The sequence below is a fragment of the Myxococcales bacterium genome (assembly GCA_016716835.1).
Lineage (GTDB): Bacteria > Myxococcota_A > Polyangia > Haliangiales > Haliangiaceae > JADJUW01.
In genome coordinates this window covers 239,834-256,369 of record JADJUW010000003.1, presented here as the reverse complement: position 1 = coordinate 256,369, position 16,536 = coordinate 239,834, and the positions used below count along the sequence as shown (strand labels likewise).

General features: G+C 62.5%; 16 protein-coding genes. 13 read left to right on the top strand and 3 right to left on the bottom strand.

Annotation, left to right across the window (positions count from 1 at the left end):
* On the bottom strand, positions 1 to 1,780 hold a 1,780-nt coding region (locus tag IPL79_19835), incomplete at its 3' end, for a carboxypeptidase regulatory-like domain-containing protein (protein ID MBK9073226.1).
* 236 nt (positions 1,781 to 2,016) lie between these two features.
* Between IPL79_19835 and IPL79_19830 the strand changes: the two genes are divergently transcribed.
* A complete protein-coding gene (locus tag IPL79_19830) occupies positions 2,017 to 2,787 on the top strand; it encodes an outer membrane beta-barrel protein (GenBank protein MBK9073225.1) in 771 nt (256 codons plus the stop codon).
* A gap of 59 nt (positions 2,788 to 2,846) precedes the next feature.
* On the opposite strand, the gene IPL79_19825 is transcribed toward IPL79_19830, so the two are convergent.
* Positions 2,847 to 3,419 (bottom strand): hypothetical protein, encoded by a 573-nt coding sequence (locus IPL79_19825; protein ID MBK9073224.1) that lies wholly within the window; start codon positions 3,417 to 3,419, stop codon positions 2,847 to 2,849.
* A 161-nt stretch (positions 3,420 to 3,580) separates the two neighbouring features.
* Between IPL79_19825 and IPL79_19820 the strand changes: the two genes are divergently transcribed.
* From IPL79_19820 to IPL79_19800, 5 genes are all read left to right on the top strand, one after another.
* The gene (locus tag IPL79_19820; GenBank protein MBK9073223.1) at positions 3,581 to 4,732 is read left to right on the top strand and encodes a trypsin-like serine protease; all 1,152 of its coding nucleotides are present in this window, start codon (positions 3,581 to 3,583) and stop codon (positions 4,730 to 4,732) included.
* On the top strand, positions 4,729 to 6,489 hold the full coding sequence (locus IPL79_19815) for a peptidase M14 (GenBank protein ID MBK9073222.1): 1,761 nt from the start codon (positions 4,729 to 4,731) through the stop codon (positions 6,487 to 6,489). The genes IPL79_19820 and IPL79_19815 overlap by 4 nt, the downstream gene beginning before the upstream one ends.
* 129 nt (positions 6,490 to 6,618) lie before the next feature.
* Complete coding sequence (locus tag IPL79_19810; protein MBK9073221.1) at positions 6,619 to 7,731, top strand: acyl-CoA desaturase; 1,113 nt, start codon at positions 6,619 to 6,621, stop codon at positions 7,729 to 7,731.
* Positions 7,732 to 7,911: 180 nt separating this feature from the next.
* Positions 7,912 to 8,601: a response regulator transcription factor gene (locus tag IPL79_19805; protein MBK9073220.1), complete on the top strand. Its 690-nt coding sequence runs from the start codon at positions 7,912 to 7,914 to the stop codon at positions 8,599 to 8,601.
* 100 nt (positions 8,602 to 8,701) lie between these two features.
* Positions 8,702 to 9,190 (top strand): DUF1801 domain-containing protein, encoded by a 489-nt coding sequence (locus IPL79_19800; GenBank protein MBK9073219.1) that lies wholly within the window; start codon positions 8,702 to 8,704, stop codon positions 9,188 to 9,190.
* A gap of 20 nt (positions 9,191 to 9,210) precedes the next feature.
* Here the strand turns inward: IPL79_19800 and IPL79_19795 are convergent, their stop codons facing one another.
* Positions 9,211 to 9,384: a hypothetical protein gene (locus IPL79_19795; protein MBK9073218.1), complete on the bottom strand. Its 174-nt coding sequence runs from the start codon at positions 9,382 to 9,384 to the stop codon at positions 9,211 to 9,213.
* 44 nt (positions 9,385 to 9,428) lie between these two features.
* On the opposite strand from IPL79_19795, the gene IPL79_19790 reads away from it, so the two are divergent.
* The 7 genes from IPL79_19790 (at position 9,429) to IPL79_19760 (ending at position 16,528) form a co-directional block, all read left to right on the top strand.
* The gene (locus tag IPL79_19790; protein MBK9073217.1) at positions 9,429 to 10,775 is read left to right on the top strand and encodes a hypothetical protein; all 1,347 of its coding nucleotides are present in this window, start codon (positions 9,429 to 9,431) and stop codon (positions 10,773 to 10,775) included.
* A gap of 136 nt (positions 10,776 to 10,911) precedes the next feature.
* Entirely contained in the window at positions 10,912 to 11,925 is a 1,014-nt protein-coding gene (locus tag IPL79_19785; GenBank protein ID MBK9073216.1) for a PstS family phosphate ABC transporter substrate-binding protein, read from the top strand.
* Between the two features lie 106 nt (positions 11,926 to 12,031).
* Positions 12,032 to 12,883, top strand: coding sequence for a phosphate ABC transporter permease subunit PstC (gene pstC, locus IPL79_19780; GenBank protein MBK9073215.1), 852 nt, complete (start codon positions 12,032 to 12,034; stop codon positions 12,881 to 12,883).
* A 2-nt stretch (positions 12,884 to 12,885) separates the two neighbouring features.
* A complete protein-coding gene (gene pstA, locus IPL79_19775) occupies positions 12,886 to 13,836 on the top strand; it encodes a phosphate ABC transporter permease PstA (protein MBK9073214.1) in 951 nt (316 codons plus the stop codon).
* Positions 13,837 to 13,838: 2 nt separating this feature from the next.
* Entirely contained in the window at positions 13,839 to 14,633 is a 795-nt protein-coding gene (gene pstB / locus IPL79_19770; protein MBK9073213.1) for a phosphate ABC transporter ATP-binding protein, read from the top strand.
* Between the two features lie 38 nt (positions 14,634 to 14,671).
* On the top strand, positions 14,672 to 15,250 hold the full coding sequence (locus IPL79_19765; GenBank protein ID MBK9073212.1) for a hypothetical protein: 579 nt from the start codon (positions 14,672 to 14,674) through the stop codon (positions 15,248 to 15,250).
* Between the two features lie 147 nt (positions 15,251 to 15,397).
* Complete coding sequence (locus IPL79_19760) at positions 15,398 to 16,528, top strand: ATP-binding protein (GenBank protein ID MBK9073211.1); 1,131 nt, start codon at positions 15,398 to 15,400, stop codon at positions 16,526 to 16,528.
* Positions 16,529 to 16,536 lie beyond the last annotated feature (8 nt).

The following is a 16,536-nucleotide window of genomic DNA, read 5'->3' as shown; positions in this document are numbered from 1 at the left end:
CTGCATCCAGCACCACGCCGCGAACCTTTTGCGCCGGAGCCAACGCCACCTCGCCGACATCGACTCGCGGAGGCGTCACGTCAATGTAAGGGAGAAAGGCGACTTGGACGTTGTCGATACGCACCTGCAGCGCGGGTCGCCCCGGCGAGACGTCACGCACTACAAAGACGCCGTCCTTGGCCACAACAGATCGACTGCCGAGCTGCACCACCACTTCTTCGTTTGGCGCCGCGCCGACCACCGTGCCCACCACCTCGGCTAGATCGTCATACGTCAGCACCACGCCACGCGCGCCGCCCTTGGCCGTCACCGCGCCGGCCGCCCCGTGCAGATCAACATCGGCCTCGGCATGAAACGCGACGAGCCGATAGTCGTCCGCGCTCGCGCCATAGAGTCGAAAGCGCCCGTCGGCATCTGTCACCGCGGCGAGCTCGCCGCCGTAGTCGAGATCAGAAGAAGCTTCGCGGTACGCGGTCACGTGGGCACCTGCGACCGGCAACCCGGCGCGGCTCATTACCGTGCCCTCGATCGCAAGCGCATGCGCGACGACTAGCGCGACCTCGGCGCTCGGCACCGCCTCGGCGCTCCACAGCTCGCTGCGCGCGCCCTCGGTCGCCGCCTGCAGGCTCACCGCGCCCGCCTGTACCGTTGCAAATATAAATGTGCCGTCCGCCCCCGCGTTCGTGTGTCGCTCGCGACGCATCACCTCGTTGCTCGGTTCTTCGAATAAGGTCACACGCGCTGCCACGCCCGCGCCGGTCGCATCAACGACGCGCCCACGCAGCGCCGCGCCGCGCACCAACGTAATTCGCAGTGGCGGCGGCGACGCCGAGGCAGGCGACGCCTCGCCATTGGCTATCAACGGCTCGCTATAGCCGCGTAAAAAATCGGGATGCGTCGCCACCAAGCGCACGGCGTCTCCCGCCACCACCCGCGCGATGAACTCGCCATTGGCGTCGGTTACGGCCACGGGGGCATCGCCACCTGTCCCGAATGTGAGATCGGGCCGCGCCACGGCGATTTGCGCGCCAACCACGGCGGCCCCGGTTTCGTCGCTGACCACGCCGCGTAGCGACGCCGCGGCGATCATGTCGATTTGCACCCGCGCGCCGGTGCGAGGCACATGCGCATAGCGCGCCGCCTGCGCCAGGCCGTCGGCGCGCGCCCCTACCTTCACGGCACCGGGCAGCATGCCGCTAAATATCGCGCTGCCCGCCGCATCGGTTACGCCACGCGCTGCGATAACGCCTTCGATCGCAACCTCAGCACCCACCACCGGCTCGCCGCGATGCCGAACGTCGACCGTGACCGCGACGCCGGGCCGCACAACGATCACGGCGGGCTCAGTCAACGTGCCGAGTTGATAATGGACATAGCCCACCAGGCGCACGCCGTCGTCGCGCTGCACCTGCGCGCTAAGCAGATAACCGCCCGCGCCCAGCCCCTCCAGTGAAAACCAACCATCGGCTTCTGTCCGAATTTCGGATATTGGAACCGCGCCGGCCCACGTCACCACCGCGTCGGCAACCGGCTCACCTTCGCCGTCGACAACCACACCTTGCAACACGAGTGCCCCGCGCATCGGGGTGGCGTTCGTTGGGGGCGAATCACTGATTGTCGATCCATCGCCCGCGATCGCCTTGGCGATCGCCGCATGCGGCAACGGTCGCGCTGGCTTGCCGCGCTGCGCCACGGGGTTGCTGCGACATTGCCCCCATGCCATGACTGCTATAAGCGCCGCGACACAGATGAGAATGAACGAGACGCCCCAACGCTTCACAGGTGCACTTAATGTAGTGGCCGTTACTGTAAATGTACAACGCCGCGCTGCGCCGTCTGCCGCAGTGTGATCGTCCCGCGACACTTGCCGACCAAACTGCGTCAATTCTTACGCACTGTGGCAATCGCGTTACACATATAGATGCCCGAGATCACCTAGCTTTTCGGCATTTTTGCCACCAAAAACTAGCGACGCCAGATCCGACATAGTACGTAGGAGATAGAAGGGATTCCTTTATGAACTTACTCAAAAAAACTATCGCTACTCTTGGCCTCGTATCACTAGTTGGCTCCGCCGCGGCGGAAGTCAAGCAACCGCTTGAGGTGATCAACCGTCCGTTGACCGCGCCCGCAAGCCAGGCGGAAGTTGGCCTGGGTTTCTTTTTGTCCTTTTTCAAAATTGCTGACGAATCAGATTCGTCTAAAGGACTTGGCCTAACTGCCGCTTACGGCATCAACGATAAAATTGACGCGCGTGTTAGTTACGCTACGTTCCTTGAGGACGGCGTCGATTTTAAGGGTCCACTTACCCTCGAACTCGGCTATAGTCTGATGAATACCAGCCCACTGCACGTCGCCGCTGACGTCAATGTTGGCTACGACACACTCTTTGAAGCCATGACGCCGCTCGGACTTGGCGCCCGCGTTCGCTACAACCTGAACGACAAAATGGCGATTTTCTCAGGCGGCAACCAACTCACCATCACGCTCGATGGCGGCCCAGAATTAGCGCCAGGCGTAGACGCGCCAAAGCCAATCTACTTGTCGTTGCCAGTGGGCTTTGCCTATCAAGTAAACCCAAACCTCTATGTTGCTGCGGAGACAAACCTCGCCAACATCGAAATCTCCGACTCGGAAACCCAGTTTATCTTTGACAGCTACATCCCCGTCGGCTTGCACGGCATTTACGCCGTCAACGAGATGATTGATGCCGGCGTTTCATTCGACATCGACCTCGACAACACTGACGCGTTTACGCTCGGCGTCATGGCCCGCGCGTTCTTCTAGTCGACAGGCTTAGGCAGCAAACGCATCGGCCGCGACCTTCGCGCCCGGTGCGTTTTTTTTTACGTTCGCTTGCGCAGCTCGGCGCGCAGCGCCTTGGCTAAGGCGGGCGTCAACCACGCTGGAGCGGCTTGCGCCTCGCCGGCGCCCTGGCGCATACCCCACGCGATCCACGCGGCGTCGTCGACCAGGCCCTCGCGGGCGCGGCGATGCCACAACGTCGATGGGGGCAGCGATTTGGCAGCGACCGCCGCCAGCACGTGGCGCACAAACGTCGGGGGCAGCAACACGCCATGCGCCTCGACATAGTGAGCCAAGCCCTCGGGCCACACGTAGCGCGCATCGGCCAGATCGCGGCGGCCCATGTCGCGCATGGGGGTGCCGCAGTTAAAACGACAGTGCGAATGGGCGCGATAGGTTTCAAACACCGCGCCGGCGCGCAAATAGGCCAGCACCGCGCGGCGATCGCGCGCGGCCCATTTGCCAACTAGGAGCTGCGGCCGCGGGTACGCACTCGGCGCGCGCTCGTCGTACCAATAGCCAATTGCCTGCAGCCGGCCCTTCGCCGACGCTACAACGCTCGCAACGGGCGATGATGACGTACCGGCATTGCCACGTTTGCCGCGCGTTTGCATGCCGGTCCATCATAGTCGCGGCGCCCGATGCCGAGGCCATCAGGCCCCACAAACCGGCCGCAATATCGCTCAGGTGCGGCTAGTTGACATACCGCTAAGACTGAACAGCGCTAACCATTTCAATCAGTTAGCGTGGCGCAGACTTTGCTTAGTAGTCCTCCATGGCACGGGGCGCGGCAAACAACATCACTCGGCACAAACAGCACTCGGCGCTGGTGGCGACGTGCCTAAGCTCGCTGATCGCAACGGCCGCCTGCGTTGAGCAGCCGCCCGCCACAGAGGCAAGCCAGGCCGCCATCATAGGCGGCCTATCGGCCAAGATAGGCGACTATCCCGCCGTCGTCGCCATCTTCGACCAAGGCGATCGCACCATCTGCACCGGCACCCTCATCGCACCCGACGCGGTCCTCACCGCCGCGCATTGCGTTTCGCACGTTGACGACGCCGCGCGGCAACGCCTCATCGCCGATACCGTGGTCTACCTCGACACCCTATCGATGTTCGATCCAGTTACCACCATCAAGGTTGCCGATATCACCATCCATCCGAACTACATGGCGCTGGCGCAAGACCCCGAGCAAAATGGCTACCACGACGTCGCGATCATTCGCCTCGCGCAGCCCATCACCGATCGCCGCGTCGCGCACGTAAGCCGACAGGGCGTTGGAGCGATCGGCGCCGCTGACTTCACGCTCGTCGGCTATGGCATCTACGATGAGGCGAGCGGCAACACGGGTCGGCTGCACGCCACGCAAGATGCCAGCATCGATTGCGCGCCGCACGGCACGCCCAACGACCGATTCATCTGTTTCGATCGCGCCGATGGCACAGGCGCCTGCGCCGGTGATAGCGGCAGCCCGCTATATGAGGCCAGCGAGGCCGGCGTGCTCGCCGTTGTCGGCGTTCATTCATGGGGCAGCAGCGGCGGCACCTGCATCGGCATTGGCGCCGACACCAAGCTCGCGGCCGAGTTGCCGTTTATCAGCGAAACGCTGGGCGAGGCATTTCTATGCGCCGCCGACGGCGTTTGCGACGACGTCTGCGGCGACAAAGATATTGATTGCACCGCGGGGCCGAACGCCGCCTGCGCCGCCGACAACCAATGCGGCGAGGGCTATGCCTGCGACGCCGCCGCGTGCCAGCCAATCGCAAACTTGCTCATCGGCGGCCCCGGCGACGACGAGGCCCAAGCGGCAGGTTGCCGCGCGTCGTCAACGCCAGGCGCGACAAACACAAGTGGTTTGATCATCATGGCCCTGGCGTGCATAGCTATTGGGCGGCGCCGGCGATACGCTGCGCGCCAAGCCGCATGAGCACGCCTACCCAGTCTCCCGCCTCGCCTCCCGACCCCAGCACCGACTACCTCGATTACGCCGCGCTGACGGCGTATGTGAAGCACCTCGCGGAGACTCATCCGCGCGTGGTGCGCGTGCATAGCATCGGCATCTCGCCACAGGGTCGCGAGCTGTGGCTGCTCACCGTCGGCGTCGACCCCGAGCGCAGGAGGCCTTCGGTGTGGATCGATGGCAACATGCACGCGTGCGAGCTCGCGGGCTCGAGCGTCGCGCTGGCGCTGGCGGCGCGGCTGGCGACCATGCTCGACGGCGGCGGCATCGCGGGTGGCGGCGAGGCGGCAACCGCCAGCGTGCCGCCCACCGTCATCGCCGCGGCGAGCGCGCCCCTCTATTATATCTTGCCGCGCATGTCGCCTGATGGCGCCGAGGCGGTGCTCAAGACCGGACGCTTCGTGCGCTCGCTGCCGCGCGATCCTCGCGCCGCGCACACGCCGCCGCGTTGGCTCTATCAAGACCTCGATGGCGATGGCCTGGCGCTGGCGATGCGGATCCTTGATCCGGCCGGCGATTTTGTCGAGGCGCCAGGCTGCCCTGGCCTGTTGGTCCAGCGCGGCATTGCCGATCCAGGCCCATACTACAAGCTCTATCCCGAAGGCATCATCGAGCACTTTGACGGCCACAGCGTGCCGGCGTTCACCTTCATGGACGACAATCCGATCGATCTGAATCGCAATTTTCCCGCCGGCTGGGTGCCGCATCACCGCCAGGTCGGTGCCGGCGCCTTTGCCACCAGCGAACCCGAGAGCCGCGCCGTGGTTGAATTCGCCGTCGCGCACCCAGAGATTTTCATGTGGTTTAACTTCCACTGCTTTGGCGGCGTCTTCATTCGTCCGCTCGGTGATGGCCCCGATAGCAAGCTCAATCAAAGCGACCTCGCGGTGTTTCGCCAGCTCGGCGCGTGGGCAGAGGAGTTCACCAAATACCCCATGGTGTCGGGTTACGACGAATTCTTATATGAGCCAGACAAGCCGCTGCATGGCGATCTAAGCGACTTCGCCTTTGAGACCCGCGGCGCCTACGCGTTTGCCATCGAGTTGTGGGACCTCTTCGCGCGCCTGGGCATGAAGCGGCCCAAGCGCTTCGTCGAATACTACGAGCAGATGACGCGCGCCGAGGTGATCGCGCTCTATCGCTGGGATCGCGAACACAACGGGGGCCGTGCGTTTCCCGCGTGGCGCGCCTGCCAGCATCCGCAGCTCGGCGCCGTCGAGGTCGGCGGTATCGATCCGCGCCACACGGTGTGGAATCCACCGCCGGCGCAGCTTACCGAGATGTGCGGACAACACTTCACAATGCTGCTGCACGCGGCCGCCCTGACGCCAACGCTTCAACTCTCGCCCGGTCCCATCGAGCGCACTGGCGAGTTGGTGCGCGTGACCTGCATCGTGCGCAACCTCGGCTATCTACCCACGCACGTGCTCCACGGCGCCAAGGCGCTCGATATCGCGCAGCCGCTTGCCGTAGATTTCTCGGTCACCCACGGCACCCTGGTGGACCCGGGCGCAGCGCACCAAGTGATCGGACATCTCGCCGGCTGGGGACATGGGCTCGACGGCGCGGCGAACCTGCCGGCCTATATGCAGAGCGAGGGCAACGCCACACAAACCCGCGTCGCGGTCTGGCTGCGCGGGGCAGGCGCTGCGGGCAAAACCAAGGTGCGCATACGCGCAGGTGGCCTTCGCACCGGTTGGGTCGAGGCCACGCTCGAGGTTTGAAGGCGCCAGATTTCAGGCGTTTATGCGCGTGCGGCGATGTGTCGCCGCAGCATGTCCGACAATTGCTCAAATAAGCCCTGCGCCCATGCGTGGCCATAGGTTAGAGTCCGCGCGCTGAGAGGACCTACCGTGCAACACATTCATTTTGCGCCCAAAGGGCCGTTTTTTGCCGAACTTAAGCATCGCGCGCAGGCCGCGCTAGCGGCACGTGGGCTTCCACAACATGGCGGCGCGCGCATCATCTTTAAAGCGCTCGTTATCTTGGCGATGCTAGCGACGTCTTATATTGGTCTGGTTTTTTGGGCCCACACATGGTGGCAGGCGTTGCTATCGGGCTTTGTCCTCGCCAACTCGATCATCCTTGTCGGCTTTTGCATCATGCACGACGGCGGCCACTTCGCGTTTTCAGACAAGAAGTGGCTCAACCGCCTGGCCGGCCGCGGCCTCGATCTAGTCGGCGGCAACCAAACCATGTGGACCATCAAGCACGGCGTGCTGCACCACACCTATACCAACCTCGACGCGCATGACGACGATCTCGAAACCGGCGGCGTGCTGCGCCTGCATCCAGATCAGCCGTGGCGCCCGTGGCATCGCTTTCAGCACATCTACGCGTGGTTTTCGTACTGTCTGCTTGCGCTCATTTGGGCCGGCAACGACATTAAGAATCTAGTATCGGGCCGCATCAAGTCGCACAAGATTGGCGCGTTTGGCGCCGGCAATTGGATCATTTTTCTTACCTTTAAGGCGCTGTTTTTTACGCTCGGCTTGGTGTTGCCCATGATGTTCCACGCCTGGTGGGTGGTGGTGCTCGGCTACGTCGGCGTGCTCGGCTTTGTCGGCCTGGTGATGGCCATCGTGTTTCAGCTCGCCCACGTCGTCGACCACGTCGCATTCCCAACCCCCGACGCCGCCACCGGCAACGTGCAGGATGAGTGGGCGATTCACCAATGCAAGACGACGGCGAATTTCGCGCCCCGCAACCCGTTCGTGCATTGGTACACCGGCGGCCTCAACCGCCAGATCGAGCATCACCTCTTCACCAAGATTTCTCACGTCCGCTATGGCGCCATCACCGGCGTCGTCGAGCAGACCTGCCGCGAATACGGCGTGCCCTATTACGTCTATCCATCGGTGTGGGCCGCGCTCAAGGCGCATGCCCGTCAGCTCGCGGCCTTTGCCAAGCGTCCCGGGACCGTCGATGCGGCCGCACCCACCGGCGCCATGTCGATCGCCAATTAGCCTATTATTCGCCGCGAGTTGTGCGCTCGCCGCAACTCGTTGCCGGGCGGCCACGGTGTCGTCACGCGGCCGTCACATGGGTGCGAAAGGCTGTCTCATATGTGGTATGCCAACGCTCAACAACCGCCCGCGACCTCAACGTCGGCGCAACCCTCGGCGCACCCGCTACGCGAGCTTTCTATGACGGCCCAAATCCTAATCGTCGAAGATGAGGTGGATCTGGCGACCACCGTCGAGATCAACTTGCAGCGCGAAGGTTACGTCACCAAGGCCGTCACCACCGGCGCCGAGGCGTTGATCGCAGCGGCCGCAGACCCTCAACCAAACTTGATCTTGCTCGACCTCATGCTGCCCGATCTGCCCGGCACCGAGGTCTGCCGCCGCCTCAAGGAAAACCCGCGTACCCGCGATATCCCGGTGATCTTGTGCACCGCGCGAGGCAGCGAGGTCGATCGCGTCGTGGGTTTTGAGATCGGTGCCGACGACTACGTGGTCAAGCCTTTTAGCGTGCGCGAGCTAGGGCTGCGCGTGCGCGCCCTGCTGCGCCGCGTGCAGCACAGCGAGGGCGAGGCAGAGCAAATTAAGTTTGGCCGCTTGCGCGTCGATAAGCAGGCGCACCGCGCATGGATCGACGAACAAGAGATTTTTCTCACCGCGCTCGAGTTTCGCTTGCTCTCGACGTTCATCAGCCGGCGCGGCCGCGTGCAATCGCGCGACGCCCTGCTCTCCGACGTGTGGGGCATTGAGGCCGACGTCACCACGCGCACGGTCGACACCCACGTCAAGCGTCTACGCGAAAAGCTCGGCGAGCTAGGCGACTATATCGAGACCTTGCGCGGCGTCGGCTATCGCTTTCGCGACGAGGCGTAGGCACGTCGAAGCCGTGACGGTTTCGATCGGTTCCTGTGGTTGAGACGCAGGGCCGATCATCCGATTGCTGCGACCAAGGTCATCGTGTAGATTTGCCGTCATGTCGGCATCCACTGTCACGGAGTATCTTGCCGCGCTCCCCACGGAGCGGCGGGACGCATTGCAATCCGTGCGGCGAGGAATTAACCGCGCCCTTCCGCCAGGATACAAGGAGGGAATTCAGTTCGGCATGATCAGCTGGTTCGTCCCGCTGTCCAAATACCCCGCTGGCTACGGGGGAAATCCCAAGCAGCCCCTGCCGCTCATTAGTCTGGCCTCAAAGAAATCGTACATGGCGCTGCACATGATTTGCTTCTACGGCCAGCCAGCGTTGTTGGATTGGTTCAACACCCAGTACAAAAAGAGCGGCAAGAAGCTGGACATGGGCGTGGGTTGCCTTCGTTTCAAGACGGTGACGGACCTGGCGCTGGATGTGGTGGAAGGCACCATCGCTCGACTCCCACTCGAGAAATACGCAACTGGCTATCAGGCCACGCGTAACGCCATGGGCAAGGGAAAGAACAAATCGAAACCCGCGGCTGGCGCGTAGGCTGGCTGTAGCCCAAGGTCTCAGCTCGGCGCTGCTTGCCATCTCGTTGGGCTCGGGCGCATCGCCATGAAGCGACCTGGTTCGGTCTCGGCAAAGCCAAGCGGCCGGTAAACCTCGTGGACGTCGAGGGTGGCGAGCAGCCACAGCGGTACGATCTTTAGCGGCGCGCGCACCTCATACACGCCAAGCAACATGAACCCACCCTAGGAAAAATTGCCGCCTTGCGCTAGGTTGGCGCATGCGCAGGGTTCGTCTCCATCTCGCCCTCGTGGCGATGAACACCGCCTTCTTGGTCGCGCTGGCCCTTGCGGGCTTCGTGGCGTTCGAGGTGTCGGTAACGCTCGCGGGCGCGCTGGGCACCGCGTTGGTGGTGGCGGTTGCCGCATGGAGCCTGACGCGGCTGGCGGTCTACACCACCGAGCGCTCGCTACGCCGGCTGCTCGTGCCAAGTGAAGGCGCTAGCAACTCGGCCGCCATCCCGAGCCGCTTTGAGATCACCTCAGATGACTCGGGCATGTACGACCTGCGCTCGACGCTCGACCGCCGCCTTGCCAAGTCTGAGCAGCGCCGCGACGCGGCCCGCAGCGAGCGCGATGTCGCGATGCGCATTCTCGAGTCGCTGGCACACGGCGTGGTCGCGCTCACCCCCGAGCGCCGGGTCGAATTTTGCAACCGACGCGCCAGCGAATTGCTCGGCCTCGTTGAGATGGGCCGCGGCTCGCTGCTGATCGAGCAAGTGCGCATCTCGGCCCTGCATGAGCTCATCGATCGCGCCGTCGATGGCAGCACCTGTGAGCTAACCACCCCGCCCGGCCAACGCTTGCTTGTTACCTACCAGCGCTTGTCGGAAGGTGGCGTCATCGTGATCGAGGACGTATCCGAGGTCAGGCACCTCGAACAGATTCGCCGCGACTTCGTCGCCAACGTGTCGCATGAGCTGCGCACGCCGGTCAGCATTCTGCGCGCGACAAGCGAGACCTTGTCGCACGTCATTAGCGAACGCCCCGAGATGGCGGGCAAGCTGGTCGACAGTCTGTTGCGCAATTCCGAGCGCCTTAGTAACCTGCTCTCCGATTTGCTCGATCTGGCGCGCATTGAGGCCGGCAAGTTGCACTTGCAACCGGAAGTGCTCGTGCTGCCAGACTTGCTAGCCGAAGTTCAGTCGTTGCTCGCCGGCAAGCTCGCCGAACGCCAGCAAACCCTGCAAGTTGAGATCGCCACCGACGCCGCCTGCTTCGCCGATCACCTCGCGACGACGCAGGTGCTGATGAACCTCATCGACAACGCCATTCGCTACACGCAGGTCGGCGGCCACATCGCGGTGAAGGCCAGACAATCCGGAACGCGCTGCATTATCGAGGTCGCCGACAACGGACCGGGCATCTTAGAGCACCACCGCGCACGCATCTTCGAGCGATTTTACCGCGTCGACGGCGGCCGCGCGCGCGAGGCAGGCGGCACGGGCCTTGGCCTATCAATCGTCAAGCACCTTTGCGAGGCAATGGGCGGCGGCGTACAGGTCCATCCCAACGATCCGAGCGGCTCGCGTTTTGTCGTCGAGCTGCCGGCAAACGCGGCCAAGTAGGCAGCCAAACGGCAGCCAAAATACTTATTTAAGCCATATATTACAATTACTTACAATTGCCACACGGTTGTCACAAATGAGGCCTAGTGTGGCGCTTGTGTACGCCGCTAGCCGCGTCTTAACAGCAGTGATCGCGATGGCCGTGGTGGCAGGCGGGGTGCTCGTTGCCGGCTGTAGCAAGCGCAAGCAGGGCGCGATTCGCATCGATGGCTCGAGCACGGTGTTTTTGATCTCTCAGGCGGTTGCTGAAGACTTCTCGAAGGCCACCAACTCGCGCGTCGCCGTGGCGGGCTCGGGCACCGGCGCAGGATTTAAGAAATTTTGCCGCGGCGATCTGCAAATCACCGGCGCCTCGCGGCCGATCAAAAAAAGTGAAATCGAAGACTGCCATAAGGCGGGCATCGAATTCATCGAGCTGCCGGTGGCGTTCGATGGTCTCGCGGTCGTGACCAACCTAAAAAACGATTGGCTCAGCGAGATCACCGTCGCCGAGCTCAAGACCATGTGGGAGCCCGAGGCGCAAGGCAAGGTTACCAACTGGAACCAAATCCGCGCCGGCTTTCCCGACCGGCCGTTGCGGCTCTTTGGCGCCGGATCAGACTCGGGCACGTTTGACTATTTTACGCATGCCGTAAATGGCAAGGAGCGTGCCAGCCGCGGCGATTACAATGCGAGCGAAAACGATAACCAGTTGGTGCAGGCCGTCACCATGGACGACAACGCGATTGGTTACTTCGGCTACGCCTATTATCAAGAAAACCAAGACAAGCTCAAGCTCATCGCGATCGATGACGGCAAGGCAGAAAATGGGGAGGCCGCGGTCTTGCCATCAGTGGAGACCATCGCCAACGGCAGCTACACGCCGCTGGCACGGCCGATTTTTATTTACGTTTCACGCCAGGCCTTGGCGACGCCTCACGTCATGAATTTCTGTACGTATTACATCGAGCATGCCGGCGCGCTTGCGGCCGAGGTTGGCTACGTCGCCATGCCTGACAGCACCTATGCGCTCGTAAAGGAACGTCTGCGCGCGCAGACCGCCGGCACGATCTACGGCGGCGACAACACGCACGCCAGCCTGGAAGCTAGGTTGATCGCCGCAAGACCGGCGGCAGCGACGCAAGGCATCAGCCCGACAGGAGGCAACTAGCATGCCGCCAGCACTCGCCACCCCCGAAGCAGGCGCGTCCCAAGCCGCCACAACTAGCCGCGGCCTGCGAGGCCTCATCCGCATACCGCGACGCCTCGAACGCGCGATGGAGATCGTGCTCATCGCCTGCGCGGTGCTTTCGATTTTCGTCACCATCGGAATCGTCATCGTCTTAGCCTTCGAAGCCGTCGATTTTTTTACGGAGGTGCCGGTCAGCAAGTTCTTGGGCGAGCTGGTGTGGACGCCCCATACGGCGCATTTCGGCATTTGGGCGCTGGTGGCGGGCACGGCGCTTACCTCGGCGATCGCGATTGGCGTGGCCTTGCCGTTTGGCCTCATGGCGGCGATCTATCTCAGCGAGTATGCCAGCCCACGCGCACGGCGCATGCTCAAGCCCGCCCTCGAGCTGCTTGCGGGCGTGCCCACTATTGTCTATGGCTTTTTTGCGCTCACGGTGATCACGCCCTGGCTGCGCGGCATGTTCCCGCAGATCGCGGGCTTCAACGCCCTGGGCCCGGGCCTGGTCATGGGCATCATGATCATCCCCATGATCTCCTCGCTTGCGGAGGACGCGATCTACGCGGTGCCCAACCACCTGCGTGAGGCGTCGTACGGACTGGGCGCCAGCAAGCTGCCGACGATCACGCGCGTCGTCGTGCCAACCGCATGGTCGGGCATCGCCGCCGCCACGACGCTGGCGATTTCGCGTGCGGTAGGCGAGACCATGATCGTCGCGGTCGCCGCCGGCCAGAGCGCCAAGGCCACGCTGGATCCACGTGGGCCCGTCGAAACCATGGCCGCCTATATAGTTCGCATCTCGACCGGCGACGTGCCGACGGGATCGGTGGAGTACAAAACCCTATTCGTCGTCGGCGCCTGCCTGTTCTTGTTTACGCTGGTGATGAACCTCACCAGCTATCGCCTGTCGCGCAAACGGCGCACCCAAGGAGGGCTGTAGCCATGGAGCCGGCCGCGCCAATCACCCAACGCCACATCGTACGGATCTCTCATCCGCCGCTGCCCAGTTCACCGCCGAGCGCGGGCGCGGCACACGTGCCCATCACATCCAAGCGCCCTGGCAAGCTCGCCGAGACGGTGTTTCGCGCCGCCTGCGCCACGGCGGTGTTCGTGCCACTGCTCGTGCTTGCATGGCTCATTGGCGATGTCGTCGCGACGGGCCTGGGGCGCATCGACTGGTCATTTTTTTCCAACACCGACTCGATGCGTCCCGGGCGCGCCGGCATCTTGCCACCGCTCGTTGGCACCCTATGGTTGATGATCCTCACCTCTGTGATCTCATTGCCGCTGGGCGTCGGCGCCGCGGTTTACCTCGAAGAATACGGGAAGCGCTCGCGCATAGCGGGCGTGATCGAGGTGGCGATCGCCAACCTGGCTGGCGTGCCCTCAGTAATTTACGGCCTGCTCGGCCTGGCATTGTTTGTGCGGGCATTTGGCCTCGGCGAGGTGGTCATTGCCGGCGCCCTGACGCTTTCGCTGCTCGTGCTGCCGGTTGTCATTGTCTCGGCGCGCGAGGCGTTGCGCACGGTACCCGACAGCCTGCGCGAGGCCGCGCTCGGCCTTGGCGCAACCCGCTGGCAAATGGTGCGCAAGGTCGTGTTGCCGCAGGCGCTACCTGGCATCCTAACCGGTGCGATCTTGGCCACGTCGCGCGCCATTGGCGAGACCGCGCCGCTCGTGGTGGTCGGCGCGGCAACCTTTATGACCGGCATCCCCGACGGCATTGACTCCGATTTCACCGCGCTGCCGATGCAAGTCTATGTGTGGACCGCGAATGCCAAGCATGAATACATGGTGAACGCCGCCGCCGCGATCATCGTGCTGATGACGACGCTGCTCATCCTCAACTCCGCGGCGATCATGCTGCGCAACCGCTACCAAAGGCGAATCTAACCATGCCGCTAGCCCAACAAGCCGCCGCCCAGGCCACCAACCCCGCCAAGTTTTCGGTGCGCGAGCTGCGTGCCTTCTTTGGCACCAACGAGGTGGTCAAGGGCGTCACGCTCGACATTCCGCAAAACACCGTCACCGCGATTATTGGCCCCTCAGGCTGCGGCAAGTCGACGTTCGTGCGCTGCCTCAACCGCATGCACGAGCTGATCGCCAGCGCGCGCAGCAGTGGCACCGTGCTGCTCGATAGCGACAATGTCTACGACCCCAAGGTCGACCCCGTGCTCTTGCGCCGCCGCGTCGGCATGGTGTTTCAAAAGCCGAACCCATTTCCCAACATGACCATTCGCGAAAACGTGTTGTCGGGCCTGGTCATGACGGCACGCCTCGACCGCGCGCATGCCTCGGACATCGTGCAGCGCGCGCTCACCCAGGCGGCGCTGTGGGACGAAGTCAAAGACATCCTCGACAAGCCGGGCACCAGCCTCTCAGGCGGCCAGCAGCAGCGGCTCTGCATCGCGCGCACCTTGGCGGTGGATCCGGAAGTCATCTTGATGGACGAGCCGTGCTCCGCGCTCGACCCGATTGCCACCGCGCGCATCGAAGACTTGCTGCACGAGCTGCGCCACAGCTACACCATCGTCATCGTGACGCACAACTTGCAGCAGGCGACGCGCGTCTCGCATCGCACCGCGTTTTTTCTCAGCGGCGAGTTGGTTGAATTTGGCCACACCGGGCAGATGTTCACCTCGCCGAAAGACCGCCGCACCGAAGACTACATCACCGGCAAGTTTGGCTGATCGCGGGCGCTTAGGTACTTGCTAAGTGGTTGGCGTGCATGCTGCAATGCACCATGCGAATCTTTAGGCTCTCTCTTGTTTTGGCGTTTGTAGCGATTGCTAGTTGTCGAAGTGGTCATACGTCCGCGCCGGCAGCGCCACGACCGACCGCATCGGCGGATGTGCCCAGCGACCACTACTACGCGGGCACATCGATCATGACGATGGGCGGTCGGCACGTTGGGGAAACCAAGGTTTTAGCCAAGCGCACGCTCGACCCCAGCAGTTCGACAATTACAGAGGAGGTCGTTAGTGAAGATGGACGCTCGGGAAAGGCTAGCGTTTATGTGGTGGTGATGGCCGTCAATGGCGCCACGTTTACGATGACCGAAGCGTCAGGTGCCTTTGAAGGCAAGGGAACTCTTTCAGGAGCGCCATGGCAATGGACGTCTTGGGAATCGACCTCCACCATGCCGGACGGCGGACTCGTGACCTCTAAGGACTCGTTGACAACGGATGGGCTACGCGTAACCAAAACGTATGCCGGACAAGGCATCGAAGTTTTTTTTGAAGAAACCTTTCAGGAAGTCAGAAAGGAAGAATACGAGCTCGCCAAGAAAACCATGCTTGCCAAGTGAGGTACTGGTGCCGCTGAACTGCCCACTATTTGTGCAAATAGTGCCAAAAGCTTGGTTCCTCCCAGCTATTGGAAATTCAAATATCTGAATTTAATCATGTTTTATATCATGGTAGCTATAACTCCAATTTGCATGTAATTTGGAGTTATGTTTCACAGGGCGCTTACGCCGCCGCAGACCAAGAGCTTTTTTTTGCTCGGGCCACGAGGCACCGGCAAATCCAGCTGGGTGAGGGCTGGGTTTCCAGAGGCGCCCTACATCGATCTGCTCGATAGCGAGACCTATGCCGAATTGCTGGCCAACCCAAAACGACTAGAGGCCTATGTCGCCAAGCAGACCAAGCGCATCGTCATCGACGAAATCCAGAGGGTCCCCGAGCTGCTCAACGAGGTGCATCGGCTGATCGAGGGGAAACGCCTCGCCTTTGTGTTGACGGGATCGAGTGCGAGGAAACTGCGACGCAGCGGCGTCAATTTGCTGGCGGGACGCGCCCTGTCGCTAACCATGCACCCCCTCACGGCCAGCGAGCTCGGCGAGGCCTTCCAGCTTAAGCACTCGCTTCAGTTTGGCCAATTGCCTTTAGCATATACCGAGCCCGACCCAAGGGGCTTTCTAAAAAGCTATGTCAGCACGTACCTGCGCGAGGAGGTGCAGCAGGAAGGCCTCACCCGCAATCTGCCCGCCTTTGCGCGATTTCTCGAGACGCTCTCATTTTCGCAAGGCAGCGTCATGAACCTCAGCGCCATCGCGCGCGACGCGGCGGTAAATCGCAAGATGGTGGAAGATTACGTCGGCATCTTAGAAGATCTCATGCTCGGCCTTAGGCTGCCCGCTTTTACCAAGCGCGCCAAGCGACGCGTCGTGCAGGCTCCCAAGTTCTATTTTTTTGACTGCGGCGTATTTCAGGCCATTCGTCCGCGCGGGCCGCTCGATGCAACCACGGAGCTGGGCGGGCTAGCACTCGAAACCCTGGTCATGCAGGAGCTGCGCGCGGCGATCGACTATGCCCAGCGCGACGCGACGTTGCACTATTGGCGGACGGCGTCCGGCCACGAGGTTGATTTTGTGCTCTATGGCGCCGACGGGCTGCGCGCCATCGAGGTCAAGCATACCGATACCTTGCGCGGCGCCGATTTCCACGGCCTGAAGTCATTTCGCGAGGAGTATCCGATGGCGGCTTGTACGATTTTGTATCTCGGTCGCAAGGCCTCGATCGTCGACGATGTTGAGATCCGCCCGGCCGGAGACTTTCTGCAGCAGCTCCCGACATGGATCTGATATGCCGG